The organism is Microbacterium sp. 2FI (assembly GCF_005502885.1).
Lineage (GTDB): Bacteria > Actinomycetota > Actinomycetes > Actinomycetales > Microbacteriaceae > Microbacterium.
The window spans coordinates 169,270-187,398 of record NZ_SCMR01000002.1; the positions used below are offsets into that span (position 1 = coordinate 169,270).

At 68.9% G+C, this 18,129-nt stretch carries 14 protein-coding genes and 4 tRNA genes; 10 read left to right on the forward strand and 8 right to left on the reverse strand.

Annotation, left to right across the window (positions count from 1 at the left end; genetic code table 11):
* Window positions 1–138: 138 nt before the first annotated feature.
* Together FFS15_RS03135 and dxs are read left to right on the forward strand one after the other, a co-directional pair.
* Window positions 139–2,973, forward strand: coding sequence for an aconitate hydratase (locus FFS15_RS03135; RefSeq protein WP_137843547.1), 2,835 nt, complete (start codon window positions 139–141; stop codon window positions 2,971–2,973).
* A gap of 94 nt (window positions 2,974–3,067) precedes the next feature.
* Window positions 3,068–5,026 (forward strand): 1-deoxy-D-xylulose-5-phosphate synthase, encoded by a 1,959-nt coding sequence (dxs, locus tag FFS15_RS03140; RefSeq protein ID WP_137843548.1) that lies wholly within the window; start codon window positions 3,068–3,070, stop codon window positions 5,024–5,026.
* A 5-nt stretch (window positions 5,027–5,031) separates the two neighbouring features.
* Here dxs and FFS15_RS03145 read toward each other — a convergent pair whose 3' ends face one another.
* From FFS15_RS03145 to FFS15_RS03165, 5 genes are all read right to left on the reverse strand, one after another.
* A complete protein-coding gene (locus FFS15_RS03145; protein WP_212743104.1) occupies window positions 5,032–5,748 on the reverse strand; it encodes a hypothetical protein in 717 nt (238 codons plus the stop codon).
* A 204-nt stretch (window positions 5,749–5,952) separates the two neighbouring features.
* The gene (locus tag FFS15_RS03150) at window positions 5,953–8,097 is read right to left on the reverse strand and encodes a 3-hydroxyacyl-CoA dehydrogenase NAD-binding domain-containing protein (protein WP_137843549.1); all 2,145 of its coding nucleotides are present in this window, start codon (window positions 8,095–8,097) and stop codon (window positions 5,953–5,955) included.
* A gap of 9 nt (window positions 8,098–8,106) precedes the next feature.
* Window positions 8,107–9,309 carry a thiolase family protein gene (locus tag FFS15_RS03155; RefSeq protein WP_137843550.1) on the reverse strand — a complete coding sequence of 401 codons (1,203 nt, stop codon included), beginning with the start codon at window positions 9,307–9,309 and terminating at the stop codon, window positions 8,107–8,109.
* A gap of 73 nt (window positions 9,310–9,382) precedes the next feature.
* Window positions 9,383–10,582 carry a ribonuclease D gene (locus FFS15_RS03160; RefSeq protein ID WP_137843551.1) on the reverse strand — a complete coding sequence of 400 codons (1,200 nt, stop codon included), beginning with the start codon at window positions 10,580–10,582 and terminating at the stop codon, window positions 9,383–9,385.
* Window positions 10,575–11,165, reverse strand: coding sequence for a DUF3000 domain-containing protein (locus tag FFS15_RS03165; protein WP_137843552.1), 591 nt, complete (start codon window positions 11,163–11,165; stop codon window positions 10,575–10,577). Before FFS15_RS03165 ends, FFS15_RS03160 begins: the two co-directional genes overlap by 8 nt.
* Before the next feature lie 25 nt (window positions 11,166–11,190).
* Here FFS15_RS03165 and FFS15_RS03170 point away from each other — a divergent pair, with 25 nt between their 5' ends.
* Window positions 11,191–12,402 (forward strand): alpha/beta fold hydrolase, encoded by a 1,212-nt coding sequence (locus FFS15_RS03170; protein WP_137843553.1) that lies wholly within the window; start codon window positions 11,191–11,193, stop codon window positions 12,400–12,402.
* A gap of 6 nt (window positions 12,403–12,408) precedes the next feature.
* On the opposite strand, the gene FFS15_RS03175 is transcribed toward FFS15_RS03170, so the two are convergent.
* Entirely contained in the window at window positions 12,409–12,846 is a 438-nt protein-coding gene (locus FFS15_RS03175) for a SufE family protein (RefSeq protein WP_137843554.1), read from the reverse strand.
* A 35-nt stretch (window positions 12,847–12,881) separates the two neighbouring features.
* The gene (locus FFS15_RS03180) at window positions 12,882–13,787 is read right to left on the reverse strand and encodes a sulfurtransferase (protein WP_137843555.1); all 906 of its coding nucleotides are present in this window, start codon (window positions 13,785–13,787) and stop codon (window positions 12,882–12,884) included.
* A 120-nt stretch (window positions 13,788–13,907) separates the two neighbouring features.
* Here FFS15_RS03180 and zapE point away from each other — a divergent pair, with 120 nt between their 5' ends.
* From zapE to FFS15_RS03195, 3 genes are all read left to right on the forward strand, one after another.
* Complete coding sequence (zapE, locus tag FFS15_RS03185; RefSeq protein ID WP_137843556.1) at window positions 13,908–14,942, forward strand: cell division protein ZapE; 1,035 nt, start codon at window positions 13,908–13,910, stop codon at window positions 14,940–14,942.
* Between the two features lie 213 nt (window positions 14,943–15,155).
* Window positions 15,156–16,379 (forward strand): ammonium transporter, encoded by a 1,224-nt coding sequence (locus FFS15_RS03190; RefSeq protein ID WP_137843557.1) that lies wholly within the window; start codon window positions 15,156–15,158, stop codon window positions 16,377–16,379.
* Between the two features lie 79 nt (window positions 16,380–16,458).
* Entirely contained in the window at window positions 16,459–16,995 is a 537-nt protein-coding gene (locus tag FFS15_RS03195; RefSeq protein ID WP_249353673.1) for a type II toxin-antitoxin system PemK/MazF family toxin, read from the forward strand.
* 36 nt (window positions 16,996–17,031) lie between these two features.
* Here the strand turns inward: FFS15_RS03195 and FFS15_RS03200 are convergent.
* Window positions 17,032–17,107: transfer RNA gene (locus FFS15_RS03200), tRNA-Val, on the reverse strand.
* Between the two features lie 156 nt (window positions 17,108–17,263).
* On the opposite strand from FFS15_RS03200, the gene FFS15_RS03205 reads away from it, so the two are divergent.
* From FFS15_RS03205 to FFS15_RS03220, 4 genes are all read left to right on the forward strand, one after another.
* Window positions 17,264–17,336, forward strand: a tRNA-Gly gene (locus tag FFS15_RS03205).
* Window positions 17,337–17,392: 56 nt separating this feature from the next.
* Window positions 17,393–17,466: transfer RNA gene (locus FFS15_RS03210), tRNA-Cys, on the forward strand.
* 25 nt (window positions 17,467–17,491) lie between these two features.
* Window positions 17,492–17,566 (forward strand) — tRNA-Val (locus FFS15_RS03215).
* Window positions 17,567–17,619: 53 nt separating this feature from the next.
* Window positions 17,620–18,129, forward strand: a complete 510-nt coding sequence (locus FFS15_RS03220; RefSeq protein ID WP_137843558.1) for an ACT domain-containing protein — start codon at window positions 17,620–17,622, stop codon at window positions 18,127–18,129.

The following is an 18,129-nucleotide window of genomic DNA, read 5'->3' on the forward strand; positions in this document are numbered from 1 at the left end:
ACATTTATCTTGATATCAAGATAAATGCGCTCCGCGACCGGATTAGGTGATCCTCACTAGCCGACGAATCCGGAGCGGGGGATGATGGGGAGTGCCGGGCTTCGCGGCCCGTTCCCGCCGCCGACGAAGGAGACACGCGTGTCCACGGTTGACAGCTTCGGTGCCAAGAGCACCCTGACGGTCGGCAGCACCGACTACGAGATCTTCCGCATCGACACGGTCGCGGGCTACGAGAAGCTCCCGTTCAGTCTCAAGGTGCTGCTGGAGAACCTTCTGCGCACCGAGGACGGCGCCAACGTCACGAAGGCGCAGATCCAGGCACTCGGATCGTGGGATGCCGATGCGGAGCCCGACACCGAGATCCAGTTCACGCCGGCGCGCGTGGTGATGCAGGACTTCACGGGCGTCCCCTGCATCGTCGACCTCGCCACGATGCGCGAAGCCGTCACCGCTCTCGGCGGCGACGCCACCCGGATCAACCCGCTCTCTCCGGCTGAGATGGTCATCGACCACTCCGTCATCGCCGATCTGTTCGGCAGCGAGAACGCCCTCGAGCGCAACGTCGAGATCGAATACGAGCGCAACGGCGAGCGGTACCAGTTCCTGCGCTGGGGGCAGACCGCCTTCGACGATTTCAAGGTCGTGCCGCCCGGCACCGGCATCGTGCACCAGGTCAACATCGAGCACCTCGCGAAGGTCATCTACGACCGCACGGTCGACGGCGTCCTGCGTGCCTACCCCGACACGTGCGTCGGCACCGACTCGCACACCACGATGGTCAACGGCCTGGGCGTGCTCGGCTGGGGCGTCGGCGGCATCGAGGCCGAGGCGGCGATGCTCGGTCAGCCGGTGTCCATGCTCATCCCGCGCGTGGTCGGCTTCAAGCTGAGCGGCGAGATCCCCGCGGGCGTCACCGCGACCGATGTGGTCCTCACGATCACCGACCTGCTGCGAAAGCACGGCGTGGTCGGCAAGTTCGTCGAGTTCTACGGCGCCGGTGTGGGGTCCGTGCCGCTGGCGAACCGCGCGACCATCGGCAACATGAGCCCCGAGTTCGGCTCGACGGCCGCGATGTTCCCGATCGACGACGTCACGCTGGACTACCTGCGTCTGACCGGGCGTGACGAGCAGACGGTCGCGCTGGTCGAGGCGTACGCGAAGGAGCAGAAGCTCTGGCACGACCCGTCGGTCGAACCGACGTTCAGCGAATACATGGAACTCGACCTGTCGACGGTCGTCCCCTCGATCGCCGGTCCCAAGCGCCCGCAGGATCGCATCCTGCTGTCGGAGTCCAAGGCTCAGTTCGAGAAGGACATCCTCAGCTACGCCACCGCGAGCACGTCGGAGGACATCGTCGACCTCGAGTCGAAGCACTCGTTCCCCGCGTCCGACCCGGGCACCGTCCCGGGCGAGGAGGAGCCGACGACACGCGAGGTGCACATCAACAGCGGCAGCCCCGCCGAGTGGTCGCAGCCCGTCGATGTCACAACGCCCGAGGGCGAGTCGTACGTGCTCGACAACGGCGCGGTCACCCTCGCGGCGATCACCTCGTGCACCAACACGTCGAACCCGTCCGTGATGATCGCGGCCGGCCTGCTCGCCCGCAAGGCCGTCGAGAAGGGCCTCAAGCGCAAGCCGTGGGTCAAGACCACGCTCGGGCCCGGGTCGAAGGTCGTCACGGACTACTACGAGAAGTCGGGCCTCGACAAGGACCTCGAGGCCATCGGCTTCTTCACGGTGGGCTACGGCTGCACGATCTGCATCGGCAACTCCGGCCCGCTCATCGAAGAGGTCTCCGCGGCGATCAACGACCACGACCTCGCTGTGACGGCGGTCCTCTCGGGCAACCGCAACTTCGAAGGCCGCATCAGCCCCGATGTGAAGATGAACTATCTCGCCTCGCCGCCGCTGGTCGTCGCCTATGCGCTCGCCGGCTCGATGAACTTCGACTTCGAGACCGACCCGCTCGGCACGGACCACGCCGGCAACGACGTGTTCCTCAAGGACATCTGGCCGGCTCCCGGCGAGGTGCAGGAGATCGTCGACTCCTCGATCTCGCGTGAGCAGTTCATCAAGCAGTACGCCACCGTGTTCGACGGTGACGAGCGCTGGAAGAACCTGCCCACCCCGACGGGCCCGATCTTCGAGTGGGACGCCGACTCGACGTACGTGCGCAAGGCGCCGTACTTCGACGGCATGACCATGGAGCTGACGCCCGTGGCCGACATCACCGGCGCCCGCGTCATGGCGACGCTCGGCGATTCGGTCACGACCGACCACATCAGCCCCGCCGGCAACATCAAGGCAGGCACCCCGGCCGCGCAGTACCTCACCGAGCACGGCGTCACGCAGAAGGACTTCAACTCCTACGGCTCGCGTCGCGGCAACCACGAGATCATGATCCGCGGCACGTTCGCCAACATCCGGCTCAAGAACCTGCTGGTCAGCGCCGTCAACGACGGCGCTGTCGTCGAGGGCGGCTTCACGCGCGACTTCACGCAGGAAGGCGGCCCGCAGTCCTTCATCTACGACGCCAGCCAGAACTACCAGGCTGCCGGCGTCCCGCTCGTGATCTTCGGCGGCAAGGAATACGGGTCGGGGTCGTCGCGCGACTGGGCGGCCAAGGGCACGAGCCTGCTCGGCGTCAAGGCGGTCATCACCGAGAGCTTCGAGCGCATCCACCGCTCGAACCTCATCGGCATGGGCGTCGTGCCGCTGCAGTTCCCGGCGGGCAAGAGCTGGGCCGACCTCGGCCTCGACGGCACCGAGATCGTCTCGATCGAGGGGCTCGAGCAGCTGAACGAGGGCGTGACGCCCAAGACGGTTCGCGTCACGGCCGCGCCGAGCGAGTTCTCGGCACCCGGCAAGGAGATCGTCGAGTTCGACGCGATCGTGCGCATCGACACCCCTGGTGAAGCCGATTACTACCGCAACGGCGGCATCCTGCAGTACGTGCTGCGCTCGCTCGTCTGACGCATCCATCGCGAGGGGCCGGGGCTGTCCCCGGCCCCTCCGCTGTGTCACGGGTAGACTGATCGGGGCTGCCGAGCCCCCGAAAGGAGCGCGGATGTCGCTGTTGTCGTCCATCGCCGGACCCCGCGATCTCGACGCGCTGAGCGTCGAGCAGCTGGGTGAGCTGGCGGCCGACGTCCGGACGTTCCTCGTCGAGAACGTGTCGCGCACCGGCGGGCATCTGGGCCCGAATCTCGGTGTCGTGGAGCTCACGATCGCGCTTCACCGCGTCTTCGACTCGCCGAATGACCCGTTCATCTTCGACACCGGGCATCAGTCGTACGTCCACAAGCTGCTCACGGGGCGCCAGGACTTCTCGAGCCTGCGTCAGCGCGGCGGTCTCGCCGGCTACCCGCAGCGCTCCGAGAGCCCGCACGACGTCGTCGAATCGTCGCACGCCTCGAGCTCGCTGAGCTGGGCCGACGGCGTCTCACGGGCGCTCACCCGTACCGGGCGCCGAGACCGGCACGTGATCGCCGTCGTGGGAGACGGCTCGCTCACCGGCGGCATGACATGGGAGGCGCTCAACAACATCTCCGACGACAACGACCGCAACCTCATCATCGTGGTCAACGACAACGGCCGATCGTATGCGCCGACGATCGGCGGTATGGCGCGCTACCTCAACCGCGTCCGAACGGCCGACTCGTACCGCACGCTGCACCGGAGCTCCGACCAGGTCTTCCGGAAGCTCGGACCGGCCGCGCGCGCGGTGTACCGCGGCGTCCGCGGCGGCACGCACGGCTTCCTCTCACGGTTCACGAACAACGCCGCGCTGTACTCGAACCTCGACATCAAGTACCTGGGTCCCGTCGACGGGCACGATCTCGGCGCGCTCCTGGAGACACTCGAGCTGGCCAAGAGCTACGGCGCGCCGGTCATCGTGCACGCGATCACGGAGAAGGGCCGCGGCTTCCAGCCGGCGCTCGACGACGAGGCCGACGCGTTCCACGCAGTCGGCAAGATCGATCCGATCACCGGCGAGGGGATCGGCGCGCCCGGCGGCGCACCCGCGTGGACCGACGTGTTCGCGGAAGAGCTGGTGGAGGTGGGGGCCGAGCGCGACGACGTGATCGCGATGACGGCCGCGATGCTGCGCCCGACCGGCCTGCTGCCGTTCGCACAGCGCTTCCCCGACCGTGTGTACGACGTCGGCATCGCCGAGCAGCACGCCGTCGCTTCGGCAGCAGGCCTCGCGTTCGGCGGGCTGCATCCCGTGGTCGCGATCTACGCCACGTTCATGAACCGCGCGTTCGACCAGGTGCTGATGGACGTCGCGCTCCACCGTGCCGGCGTCACCTTCGTCCTCGACCGAGCGGGCGTCACGGGCCCGGACGGTCCGAGCCACCACGGCATCTGGGACCTCGCGATGCTGCAGCTGGTTCCGCACATCCGCATCGCCGCCCCGCGCGACGCCGTGCGCCTGCGCGAGCAGCTGCACGAGGCCGTCGCCGTCGACGACGCGCCGACGGTCATCCGCTTCCCGAAGGGCGCCGTGAGCCCCGAGCTCCCGGCGATCGAGCGCCTCGAGGACGGCGTCGACGTGCTCCTGCGCTCGGATGCCGAGGACGTGCTCATCGTCGGCATCGGCCCGATGGCCCACACCGCGATGGACGTCGCCGAGCGCCTGCGCGCGCAGGGCATCGGGGCGACCGTCGTCGACCCGCGCTGGGCGATCCCGGTACAGCCGTCGATCGTGCGTCTCGCGGCATCCCATCGCCTCGTCATCACGATCGAGGACGGGATCCGGGTCGGCGGGATCGGAACCCGCGTGCGGCAGGTGCTGCGCGAAGCCGGCGTCGATACGGCGGTCGACGAGCTCGGCGTTCCCGACGCGTTCATCGATCACGCGAGCCGCGAGCAGATCCTCGAGGATGCCGGCCTCACGCCCGCGAAGATCGCACAGGATGTCGTCGCCCAGGTGCTCGGTACCCGCATCCCCGTCGCTCGCCCGGCAACGACCGAGATCCCGACGGTGGCCGACTGGGTCCGCTCGTCCTCGCGCGAGGGCTGAGCGGGTCACCCGACCGAGGTCAGACGGTTCGCGAAGACCGCGGATGCCGCGTCCCAGCCTTCGCGAGGAGGATCCGCGCGAGGAGCTGCGATGGCCTGCGAGAGCAGGTAGCCGTCGGTGAGCGCGTCGCCCGTGACGAGCACCGCCAGCAGCTCGACTCCACACGCGATGCGGACCTGGTCTGCGCATGCGGCGACCAGACGCGCCGAGAGCGCTTCGTTCGGCGGCAGGACGGCGCCGTCGAGTCCGTGCACGATGTCACGGAGAGCAGCGCCGACGATGTTGCCCGCGCGCTCACGCACATCCACGACGTCGAGCTCGAGGACACGCAGGTCGTGACCCGATGAGATCGGCCGCCAGTCGAACGAAGCGTGCACCAGGTGCTGATGACCCGCAGCGCCTGTGAGACTCCGGGCCGGAAGATCGGTCGAGCGGGCGCGCACATCGACCATGCGATACCAGTAGAGGATCGGGAACGCGCCGTGCGTTCCCGGCTGCAGCACCACCACCTCGCCGCGGACATCGTCGCCGCGGCGGGTGCCGCGCCGGATGATCGGCCGGCCGTTGCGCGTGCGGATCGCTGCGGAACCCTCGTCGATCGTCACGAGGAACAGCTTCATGAGTGCCGGCACCACGAACAGCAGCGTCAGCGCCGCACCGCTCGTCTTCACCAGCACGCTCAGCGCGTTGCCGCTGAACATTCCCGAGATGACATCCACCATTCCGGCCTCCCGTGCGTTTGTCCGACGTTCACAGGATGCCTCGATCGACACCCGGTTCCGATGCAGAAAGGGCGCTGGGGGATGAGTGTTCACCCGGTGGATGCGCGACGTTCCCGCGCGACACCCGAAGGCGCCACCGACGCCGCACGCCCCGAGCCGAAGCTCGGGGCGTGCGGACCGTGACGGTGTCGGGATCGCTTGCGCTCAGCCGCCGATGCCGCGGATCACGGGGTGGTGGAACGTGTCGCCGAAGACCCGCTCGGACGACCCCTCACGGTCGAGGTAGGGCGATGCGCCGCCGTCGATGAACGGCCAGCCGGCGCCCAGGATCAGGCACAGGTCGATGTCCTCGACCTCGGGGACGACGCCCTCGTCCAGCATGATGCGGATCTCCTGCGCCAGCCCGTCCTGCACGCGACGGAGGATCTCCGCCTCGCTCGACGGCGACGAGCCGACCGCGCCCTTGAGGACCGCGGCCGCCGCCTTCGTCCAGCCTGTCACGCGACCGCCCTTGTCCTTCTCGACGACCTCGGCGAGCTCGGCGAGCTGGTGGAAGTTCTCGGACGCGTAGAAGCGCTCCGGGAAGGCGTGTGCCATCGTGTCCTGGACGTGGGCGGCGACCTTCCAGCCGACGAGGTCGATGAGCTGGAACGGCGTCATCGGCAGGCCGAGCGGCGCGAACGCCTTCTCGACCGTCAGCAGGGAAGTGCCCTCATAGACGGCGCGCGCGGCCTCGCCCATGACCTTCGCAAGCAGGCGGTTCACCACGAACCCCGGCGCGTCGGCGGTGAGCACGGCGTTCTTGCCGAGGGTGCGTGCCACCACGAAGGCGGTCGAGAGCGCGGCATCCGAGGTCTGCGGCGTCTTCACGATCTCGATGAGCGGCATCACCGCGACCGGGTTGAAGAAGTGGAAGCCGACGAGACGCTCGGGGTGGGCGAGCTTCGCGCCGATCTCCTCGACCGACAGCGACGAGGTGTTCGTCGCGAGGATCGCATCCTCGGCGATGAACTGCTCGATCTCGCCGAACACGGCCTGCTTGACACCGACCTCTTCGAACACGGCCTCGATGACGAAGTCGCAGTCCGCGTAGAGGCTCTTGTCGGTCGTGCCGGTGATGAGCGCACGCAGACGGTTGGCGGCGTCGGCATCCAGGCGGCCCTTGGCTTCGAGCTTGCCGATCTCTTCGTGAATGTACGCCACGCCCTTGTCTACGCGCGCCTGATCGAGGTCGGTGATGAGGACGGGCACCTGCAGCCGGCGGACGAACAGCAGCGCGAACTGGCTGGCCATGAGGCCGGCGCCGATGATGCCGACCTTCGTGACCTTCTTCGCGAGCTCTTTGTCAGGTGCGCCGACGGGACGCTTGGCGCGCTTCTGGACGAGGTCGAACGCGTACATGGATGCCGCGAATTGATCGCCGACGACGAGATCGGCGAGCGCCTCGTCCTCGCGCGCGAAGCCGTCGGCCTTCGTGCCGCTCTTGGCCTTGTCGAGGAGGTCCAGTGCGACATACGGCGAGCGCGGGACCGTGCCGATCTTCGACTCGAGCATGCCGCGGGCCATCTTGACCGCGATAGGCCACTTGGTCAGCCGCTCGATCTTGCCCGGCTCGTTCTTGCGATCGACCTTGACCTTGTCCGCGAGGACGCCGTCCGCCCACGCGAGCGAGCTCTCGAGGTAGTTCGCCGCCGGGAAGATCGCGTCGACGATCCCGTAGTCGAACGCCTGCTGGGGCTTGAGCATCCGGTTCTGCTTGAGCGGATTCGAGATGACCACCTCGAGCGCGTTCTCGATGCCGATGAGGTTCGGCAGCAGGTACGCGCCGCCCCACCCGGGGATGATGCCGAGGAACACTTCGGGCAGTGCGATCGCTGCGGCCGACGCATCGACCGTGCGGTAGGTCGAGTTCAGCGCGATCTCGAGTCCGCCGCCGAGCGCGAGCCCGTTGACGAACGCGAACGACGGCACCCCGAGGTCGCCGAGCTTGCCGAGCACGTGGTGGCCGAGCTGTGCGATCAGTCGCGCGTTGTCCTTCGAGCCGACCTTCGAGATGTCGGAGAGGTCGGCCCCGGCGGCCAGGATGTACTGCTTGCCGGTCACGGCGACAGCCTGGATCTCGCCGGCGGCCGCGCGGGCCTTCAGTGCATCCAGCGTCGCGCCGAGCTCGGTCAGCGTCGCGGGCCCCAGCGTGTTCGGCCGGTTGTGGTCGCGTCCGTTGTCGAGCGTGATCAGGGCGAGCACCTTGCCCGAGGCCAGACGGATGTCGCGCACAGGAGAGTGCGTGATCACCTCACCCTCGGTGAGCGCCTGGATGGGGGAGAAGTCGATCTTGTCGTAGTCAGTCATCGGTGAGCCCTACTTCTTCTTGCCGTCGTAGTTCGGGTTCTCCCAGATGACCGAGCCACCCTGGCCCAGGCCCACGCACATCGCGGTGAGGCCGTAGCGGACGTCGGGTCGCTCGGCGAACTGGGCCGCAAGCTGGATCATGAGACGCACGCCGGACGCTGCGAGCGGGTGGCCGAGCGCGATCGCGCCGCCCCACTGGTTCACGCGCGGGTCGTCGTCGGCGATGCCGAAGTGGTCGAGCAGCGAGATCACCTGGATGGCGAAGGCCTCGTTGAGCTCGAACAATCCGATGTCGCCGATCGTAAGACCCGCTTTGCGCAGGGCCTTCTCGGTCGAGGGAATCGGACCGATGCCCATGATCTCGGGCTGCACGCCGGCGAACGCGAACGAGACGAGCTTCATCTTCGGCGCGAGGCCCAGTTCCTTCACCGCGCCGCCGCCGGCCAGCAGCGACATCGTCGCGCCGTCGGTGAGGGGCGAGGAGGTGCCGGCCGAGACGCGGCCGTGCGGGCGGAACGGCGTCTTGAGGGCAGCGAGGTCTTCCATGGTCGTCTGCGGGCGACGGCCTTCGTCCTCGGTCGCAAGGCCCCAGGCGCCATCAGCGCCCTTCGTGGCCACCGACACCAGGTCGGGCTGGAACCTGCCTGCCTCGTAGGCGGCCTGCGCCTTGTGCTGCGAGAGCATGCCGTAGCGGTCGGAGCGCTCCTTCGTCAGGTGCGGGAACCGGTCGAAGATGCGCTCGGCCGTGACCCCCATGTTGAGTGCCCCCGGATCGACCATCTTCTCCGCGACGAAGCGCGGGTTCGGGTCGGCATTGCCGCCGATCGGGTGGTGGCCCATGTGCTCGACGCCTCCGGCGAGGGCGACGTCGTACATGCCCATGCCGATCGAGCCAGCCATCGTCGTGACGCTCGTCATCGCGCCCGCGCACATGCGGTCGATCGCGAAGCCGGGCACGCTCTGCGGCAGACCCGCGAGGATCGCGACGCTGCGGCCGAGAGTGAGACCCTGATCGCCCGTCTGCGAGGTCGCGGCGATCGCGACGTCGTCGATGCGGTCCTTCGGAACGAGCGGGTTGCGTTCCATGAGCCCGATGGTCGCCTTGACGGCGAGGTCATCGGATCGGGTGTTCCAGTACATGCCTTTTTCGCCGGCGCGACCGAAGGGGGTGCGCATGCCGTCAACGAAGAAGACGTCCGAAATCTCGGCCACTCTGCCTCCAATAATAGGGATGACGCCAGCCTACGGACGGGCCCGGCGACGCGGAGAACGCGGTGGCGGAAACCTACGAACCGGCTTCCGGGAGGCTCGACGCCTCTTGCACGGATCCCACAAAGGCATCGGCGATCAGCTGTGCAGTCTGCTCAATCTGCCACGACCGCGCACCGAGCGCGGCGAGGGATTCCGAGACGGATGCCGCCGTGGCGGCCTCCGGCGGAGTCCACGCCACGCGCCGCAGCAGCTCGGGCGTGAGGAGGTTCTCGGTCGGCATCCGCAGTTCCTCGGCGCGCTTCTCGACGACCGGTCGAGCAGCCTTCAGACGCGCGTCCGCCTCGGGGTTGCGGTCGACCCAGGCGCGGGGAGGAGGCAGCGTGTCGCCGCCGGTCGCGCGCTCCAGCGGGAGCTCGGTGCTCGCCCTGCCGGCTTCGATGGCCGCCCACCAGCGGTCGAGCTGCGATCTGCTCGCGCGGCCGTTGAACTCCTTGACCGCAGCGAGTTCCGCCTTGGTCTTCGGGTCTGCCAAGACCGCGGCGACGAGCGCGCGGTCGGGCACGAGGCGTCCGGGTGCGACATCCTGGTCACGCGCGAAGTCTTCTCGCACCGTCCAGAGCTCGCGGGCCACCGCGAGGAGCTTCCGGCCGCGCACCGTGTGCAGGCCGCTCAGGCGGCGCCACGGCTCCTCGCGCGGCGGCTTGGGCTCGCGCTCGAGCACGGCTCGGAACTCCTCGGCGGCGAAGCCGGTCTTCTCCTGCTCGACGAGCTCGGCGTACAGGGCGTCACGCACGTCGACGAGGTGCTCGACATCGAGTGCGGCGTATTCGATCCACGAGGCCGGCAGCGGCCGGGTCGACCAGTCCGCCGCCGAGTGCGCCTTCGCGAGCGTGATTCCGAGGGTGTCCTCGACCACGGCGCCGAGTCCGACGCGGTCGTGGCCGAGCAGGCGCGCGGCCAGTTCGGTGTCGAACATCACGCGCGGCTCGAGTCCGAGCTCCCGCAGCGACGGAAGGTCCTGACTCGCGGCGTGCAGCACCCACTCCTCGTCGCCGATCGCGGCCTGCAGCGCCGAGAAGTCACCGATGGGCGGCGGGTCGAAGAGGAACACACCGGCGCCCCGGCGGTACACCTGGATCAGGTACGCCCGCTGCGAGTACCGGAACCCCGAGGCGCGCTCCACATCGACGGCGACCGGGCCCGTGCCCGCGGCCAGGGACTCTGCGGCCTCGACCTCCGTCGCGAGATCATCGATGACGACGTAATCAGTCACGCGCGGCCCTGTGCGATCCGAGCATCGCTATCCCTTCCGATCCGGGCGGCAGCCCTGCGAGCATGCACACCAACTCCGCCCATGCTTCCACGTGCGGACCGATCGCGCCGCCGGGCGACCACGACGCGCGCAGCTCGATCTGCGCGCCATCGCCTTCGATCGCGAGCGACCCGAAGCCCTTCGAGAGGGTCTTCGTCGCCGTCCCCGAGGCGGAATGGAACGCCGCGCGCCGCGAGGCGAGAGCATCGGTCAGCCACGACCACGCGACATCGGCCAGAAGCGGATCCACGCCGATGTCGGGTTCGAGCGGCGCCTGGGCGAAGCACACGATCCGCCACGCCCCCTCCCACGCCGACGACGCTGCCGGGTCGTGGAGAAGGATGAAGCGCCCGGTGCCGTAGAGCGAGTCCTCGCCCTCGCTTTCGGGGCGAACATCTCCCGCGAGAGCGATCGAGTCGGGCGCGAGCCCCGTCGGCGCGGGTATCTCGCGGACCGACAGGTCGGCACGGAACGCGGTCGCACGCACCTGCTCGGCGGCGTCCGCGAACGATGCGGGCGACGCGGGAGCACCATGGTCGGCCACGCGGACAGACTAGAGTGAGGCCTCGATGGTCGCCTCCAGGCGCGCCGCACAGCGCGGCGCATCCCCCTCCCTCCTCACTGCCGTGAGGGCCGCGCTCACCGTGATCGGCGTGGCGCTGGTCGGCGTGCTCGCCGCTCTCGGCGTCGCCTCGGCCCATATGGCGCGTCGCGTCGTGACCCCCGCCAACCGGGTGCCCGACACCCGCATCCTCACGCTCGACACCGCGGCTCAGACGATCACGCTGCAGCGCACTCCCGATACCGAGCTGCCCGGTCGCTACGGCCTGTTCACCACCGGCACCGAGAGCTACGTCAAGCTCGGGTCGGTGCTGTCGGAGGACGCCGCCAGCGTCACGCGGAAGCTCCTCACCCACATCGGCCAGAACTCGGTGCTCGCGCCCGATGCCGCCTTCAGCGGCTGGTACTTCTCCAGCCCCGGCGAGCTGCACCTGCCGCACTCGCCCGAGCTCATCGGCTCGGCCGTCGGCCCCTGCCCCGCGTGGCTCTTCCCGGCCGGCGACGGCGACGTGTGGGTCATCCAGATCCACGGGCGCGGGACGAACCGCGCCGAGGGCCTGCGGGCCGTGCCGGTGTTCCACGCGCTCGGGATCACATCCCTCCTGGTGTCGTATCGCAATGACGGTGAGGCGCCCCGCAGTCGCGCAGGCACCTACGCCCTCGGGGCGACCGAATGGCGCGATGTCGACGCGGCCGTCGGGTTCGCCCGTCGGCGCGGCGCTCGTCGGGTCATCCTGATGGGGTGGTCGATGGGCGGGGCGATCGCCCTCCAAGTGTCGCTGAACTCGGCGCACCGCGACCTGATCGCGGGCCTGGTGCTGGACTCGCCGGTCGTGGATTGGCGCATCGTGCTCGAGTACCAGGCGCGCGCACTCAACGTGCCCGCCGCGGTGAGCGGTCTCGCGATCGAGGCGCTGGGCTCCGAGTGGGCCACGCCGATCACCGGTGCCGGAGCCGCCATCCCGTTCGACCGCCTGGACGGCGTCACGCGGGCGCCGGAGCTGCGGCATCCGATCCTCATCCTCCACAGCGACGACGACGGGTTCGTGCCCTCCGATGCGTCGCACGACCTCGTCGTGGCGCGCCCCGACCTCGTCGAGCTGCAGGTGTTCGAGGTGGCCCGCCACACCAAGCTGTGGAACTACGACCAGGAGCGGTGGACGAACAGCATCGGTGACTGGCTCACCCGCCAGGGGCTCGTCGGCACCTCCGCCGACTGAGGAGCGTCAGACCGCGGTCTTCGCCCGCACCTGCCGCTTGACGCGCAGCAGCATCCCCGTCATCCCGGCGATCCGCAGCGGCGAGACGGCCCGCGTGAGCCCGATGCTCTGCGGGAAGTCGTCAGGGATCGCGAGCACCTCGGCAGCGGTGAGGCCAGAGATGCCCTGCGCGAGGATGCTGGCGAACCCGCGCGTCGTCGGCGCCTCGGGCGGGGCCGTGGCGTGCATCGCCACGATCCCCTGATCGACCTCGACGATGATGTACACCGGCGACTGGCATTCCGCAACGCGCTCCGCGAGCTCGGGGTGACCCTCGAGGCGCGCGGGAAGCGCCGGAAGATCCTGCGAGTACTCCAGCAGCAGCTGAAGCCGGTCGGGTTCTGCGAGCTCGAGGAACTCGTCGCGGATCTCGGCGAGGGCGTCGGGGAGTGCGGCGTCGGTCATTGCGGCAATCCTCCCACGCGAGCGGATGCCGCGCCTCAGCGCGCGGCCGGCACCTCGCCGGGCGCCGCCCCGGTGACGATCGGCACGCGCACCGAACTGCCCCATTCGGTCCACGAGCCGTCGTAGTTCCGCACATTCTCGAACCCGAGCAGGTGCTTCAGCACGAACCACGTGTGGCTCGACCGCTCGCCGATGCGGCAGTACGCGACGATCTCGTCGCCGTCCTGCAGGCCTGCGCCCTCGCGGTAGATGGCGTCCAGCTCGGCACGCGACTTGAATCCGCCGTCCTCTGCGACCGCGCGCGCCCAGGGCACGCTCTGGGCCGACGGGATGTGGCCGGCGCGGAGCGCGCCCTCTTCGGGATACGCCGGCGCGGAGGTGCGTGAGCCGTCGTACTCCTCGGGGGAGCGCACATCGATGAGGGGATTGCCGAGGTGGGCGAGGACGTCGTCCTTATAGGCGCGGATGACGGTGTCGTCGCGCTCGACGACGGGGTACTCGGTCGGGGCGAGGGCTGCGGCATCCGTCGTGATCGGGCGTCCCTCGGCGATCCACTTGTCGCGACCGCCGTCGAGAAGCCGCACGTCCTCGTGACCGAAGAGCGAGAAGACCCACAGCGCGTACGCCGCCCACCAGTTGCTCTTGTCGCCGTAGATCACAACGGTGTCCTCGCGCGAGATGCCCTTGCGGCTCAGCAGCGCAGCGAACCCCGCGCCGTCGACGTAGTCGCGTACGACGGGGTCGTTGAGTTCGGTGTGCCAGTCGACCTTCACCGCGCCGGGGATGTGCCCGGTCTCGTAGAGCAGCACATCCTCGTCGGATTCGACCACGACGAGCCCGGGGGCTCCGAGGTGCTCCTCGAGCCAGGAGCCGGTGACGAGCCGCCCCGGCTCCGCGTACTCGGCGAACGCGGGGGAGGAGGTGTCGGGATCGATGGCCATGGGTTGCTCCTCGGGTCGGGGCGTGAGGGTGCGACGGATAGGGTGGAACCCGTCTCTCACACCCTAGATTCCCGGGTGGGGGTGAGCCCCGCAACCGTAAGACGCCGACACAGGATCCGCATGACAGCCACCGCCGCCCGCACGGGCATCGTCCACCTCACGGACCGTGCCCCCCAGCTGACGGGCGCGGAGATGGTCGCCGCTCTCGTGCCGCCGCCGCAGTTCGCCGACGCGACGTTCGGCACGTACCGCGCGGACCCCGCGTTCCCGTCACAGCAGGAGTCGAAGGACCTTCTCGTCGCGTTCGCCGGCGGCGGGGGACCGACCAAGGGCGGCGGGCTGTTCCGCCGTGCGAAGAAGGGCCCTGAGATCAAGCCGGGCGTCTACCTCGACGGCGGCTTCGGCGTCGGCAAGACCCACCTGCTGGCGTCGATCTACCACGCGATGCCCGCACGCCGGAAGTACTTCGGATCCTTCATCGAGTACACCGCCCTCGTCGGGGCGCTCGGCTACCAGAACACGGTCGAGCTGTTCCGCGGCTCCGATCTGCTGTGCATCGACGAGTTCGAGCTCGACGACCCGGGCGACACGATGGTCATGACTCGGCTCCTCGGCGAGCTGGTGTCCAGCGGCACACGGCTGGCCGCCACGTCGAACACACCGCCCAACGCCCTCGGCGAAGGCCGATTCGCGGCCCAGGATTTCCTGCGCGAGATCCACGCGATGGCGGCGAGCTTCCAGACCATCCGCATCGACGGCACCGACTTCCGGCATCGAACCCTCGACGGCCACGCTGCGGTGCTGACCGCAGCCCAGTACGAGACCGAGATCGCCGCCGCGGCTGGCTCGGGCGTCGTCTCCGACGACGACTTCGACACGCTCGTCGCGCACTTGTCCCGCGTGCACCCGTCGCGCTACATCCGGCTCATCGAGGGCCTGAGCGCCGTGGGCCTGCGCGACGTCGCCCCGTTCTCCGATCAGTCGGCCGCCCTGCGCTTCGTCGCGTTCATCGACCGCGTCTACGACGCCGAACTGCCGATCCGCGCGACCGGCACCTCGCTCGACCTCGTCTTCCCCGACGAGATGCTCGCCGGCGGGTACCGGAAGAAGTACCTGCGCGCCGTCTCACGTCTGGTCGCCTCTACCCTCGCCTGAGCGCGCGACGTACCCGTCGATCCTCATTCGCGGCGCGCTCCCGCCGCCCCGAAACGTGATGTTTACCTGTCGGCACCTCGCGTAACCATTGCGAAACACGACACGCACGCCGCTGGAAATCCTCGCTAGCGAGACTGACAGGGCCCGGACGGCCGCACCCGAATGCGGTGGCCTCGGCACCTCGAGTAACACGACACATGGATGAGGAATCTCATGGATAGCGGAAATTTCGCGTGGTCGATCACAGCAACCGCGTTGGTTCTGTTCATGACCCCGGGCGTGGCCTTCTTCTACGGCGGACTGGTCAAGGCGAAGAGCGTCGTCAGCATGATGATGATGAGCTTCGGCGCACTGGGTCTGATCAGCGTGCTGTGGATCCTGTACGGGTTCAACATGAGCCTGGGCGGCGGCACCTTCGCCTTCGCCGGCAACCCGTTCGCTGACTTCGGTCTCGCGTCGGCGGACAGCGCCACACTCGTCGGAGCAACCTTCGGCGCCACCTTCGCGATCATCACGGTCGCCCTGATCTCGGGCTCGATCGCCGATCGCGCCAAGTTCGGCTCGTGGATGCTGTTCGCGGGCCTGTTCGCGACCATCGTCTACTTCCCGGTCGCCGCGTGGGTCTGGGGCGACGGCTGGATCTTCAACTGGGGCGAGAACACCGGCCTCCCGGCCGTCATCGACTACGCCGGCGGCACCGCGGTCCACATCAACGCCGGTGCTGCGGCGCTCGCGCTGGCGCTCGTCCTCGGCAAGCGCATCGGCTTCCAGAAGGGCATCCAGAAGCCCCACAACGTTCCCCTCACCCTTCTCGGCGCGGCGATCCTGTGGTTCGGCTGGTTCGGCTTCAACGCAGGCGCTGAGGGCACCTTCGGCCTGCTCGGCCCCGAGAACACCGGTGCCGGCCTCATCGTCGTCAACACCCTCGGCGCGACCGCCGCGGCCATCCTCGGCTGGCTGATCGTGGAGAAGCTCAAGGACGGCAAGGCCACGTCGGTCGGTGCCGCTTCGGGTGCCGTCGCGGGTCTGGTCGCCATCACCCCGGCATGCGCCAACCTGGCACCGGGCTGGGCGCTCCTGCTCGGCATCCTCGCCGGTGCGGTCTGCGCCCTGGCGGTCGAGCTCAAGTGGAAGCTCGGCTACGACGACTCGCTCGACGTGGTGGGCATCCACCTCGTCGGCGGCCTCATCGGAACGCTGTACCTCGGCTTCTTCGCCACCGGCACCGGCCTCTTCCTCGGCGGCGGCGCCGGCCAGCTGCTCTCGCAGACGGTCGCTGCCCTCGGTGTCCTGATCTACTCGTTCGTCGTCGCCTTCGTCATCGGCATCGCGATCGAGAAGACCCTCGGCTTCCGCATCAAGAACGAGGACGAACTCGCCGGTGTCGACACCGTCGTGCACGGCGAAGAGGGCTACCTCCTCGACGAGCGCGTCTGAGTCCGTTCTTCACAGCACCGGAAGGGGCGTCGCGACTTCGGTCGCGGCGCCCCTTCCGCGTGCCCGCTATCGTGACGGTGTGACCACGCGCAAGGGCGTCATCGGAGCCTTGATGGGCCTGTTCCGTCCCGGGGCGGGCGCGGCTCGAACGGTGCCGCCGCACACCGATGCCGCCTCCCGTGACGAGCCGGGGAGGGCAGGCAGCTCCGCCACGATCGAAGTGGAGCCGCCGGGACGCGGCGAACTGCGGATCACGTACGCGCCGGCCCACGACGGCGACCCGGATGCCGGCGAGATCGTATGGACGTGGGTGCCGTATGCCGAGCGCGACGGCCGCGGCAAGGATCGGCCGGTGCTGGTGATCGCGCGGCAGGACGAGCAGCGCGTGTATGCGGTCAAGCTCACCTCGCGCTCGCATGACGGCGATCGCGACTTCCTCGCTCTCGGGGAAGGCCCGTGGGACGCGCAGGGGAGACCCTCGTGGGTCGACATCGACCAGGTCTACAGCGTCCACGCAGCAGGCATGAGGCGCGAAGCCGCGGCGCTGGATCTCGATCGCTTCGTCCGCGTCGCCGACGCGCTGCATCGCCGCTACGGGTGGGCCGTCGGCCGGTGAGAAAAGACGAAGCCCCGCACACGGCGGAGCTTGTGGTGGTGGGCGATACCGGACTCGAACCGATGACCTCTTCCGTGTGAAGGAAGCGCGCTACCAACTGCGCCAATCGCCCATGGCCCTGCGGGGCCGGTTCTCGATCCTACCGGATGCCGACCCACGCCACGAACCCGGACGGCGAGACACGCGCGGGGCGTGGCTGGTTTTGCATGACGCGATCGATCGGCTAAAGTCATTCAAGTGCCCGGGGCGGAAGCCGCGGGAACGAAATGCGGATGTAGCGCAGTTGGTAGCGCACAACCTTGCCAAGGTTGGGGTCGCGAGTTCGAGTCTCGTCATCCGCTCGAGTGCAGGGGTCTCTCTTCGGAGCGGCCACGGCACGTGGGGTCAAACCACACGCGGTGGCGTGGCCGAGCGGCTAGGCACCGGCCTGCAAAGCCGTTTACACGGGTTCGAATCCCGTCGCCACCTCCACTCATCAACTGAAGAGCCCATACGGGCGCGATTGGCGCAGCGGTAGCGCGCTTCCCTGACACGGAAGAGGTCACTGGTTCGATCCCAGTATCGCGCACCACCTGAAACCCCCGGCCCGCCGGGGGTTTCGTCGTCTCCGCTACGCTCGTGGGCATGTCGAAGCTCGTCCTCACCGTCGTCGGCGACGATCGCGCCGGTCTCGTTCAAGCCCTCGCCGATATCGTGGCCGCGCACGGCGGCAACTGGGAGCGGAGCGAACTGGCAGAGCTTGCCGGCGCCTTCGCCGGGATCGTCCTCGTCTCGATCCCGGACGAGCGCGCGGCGGAGCTCACCGGCGCCCTCCAGGGCCTCGACGGGCTACTGCAGATCACCCCCCACGCACCATCGGCGACGGATGCCGACACCGAAGCCGACCGATTCACCTTCACCGTGCTCGGCAACGATCGCCCCGGGATCGTGCGCGATGTCACGGCCGCTCTCGTGCGGCACGGTCTGAGCATCGACCGATTCACGAGCGAGACCCGCGATGCTCCGATGGCCGGCGGAACGCTGTTCGAGGCGACCGTCGTCGCCCGCGTTTCCCCCGACGCCGATGTCGATGCCGCGACCGCCGACCTCGAGCGCCTCGCCGGCGAGATCCAGGTGGATCTCACCGTCGGCTGA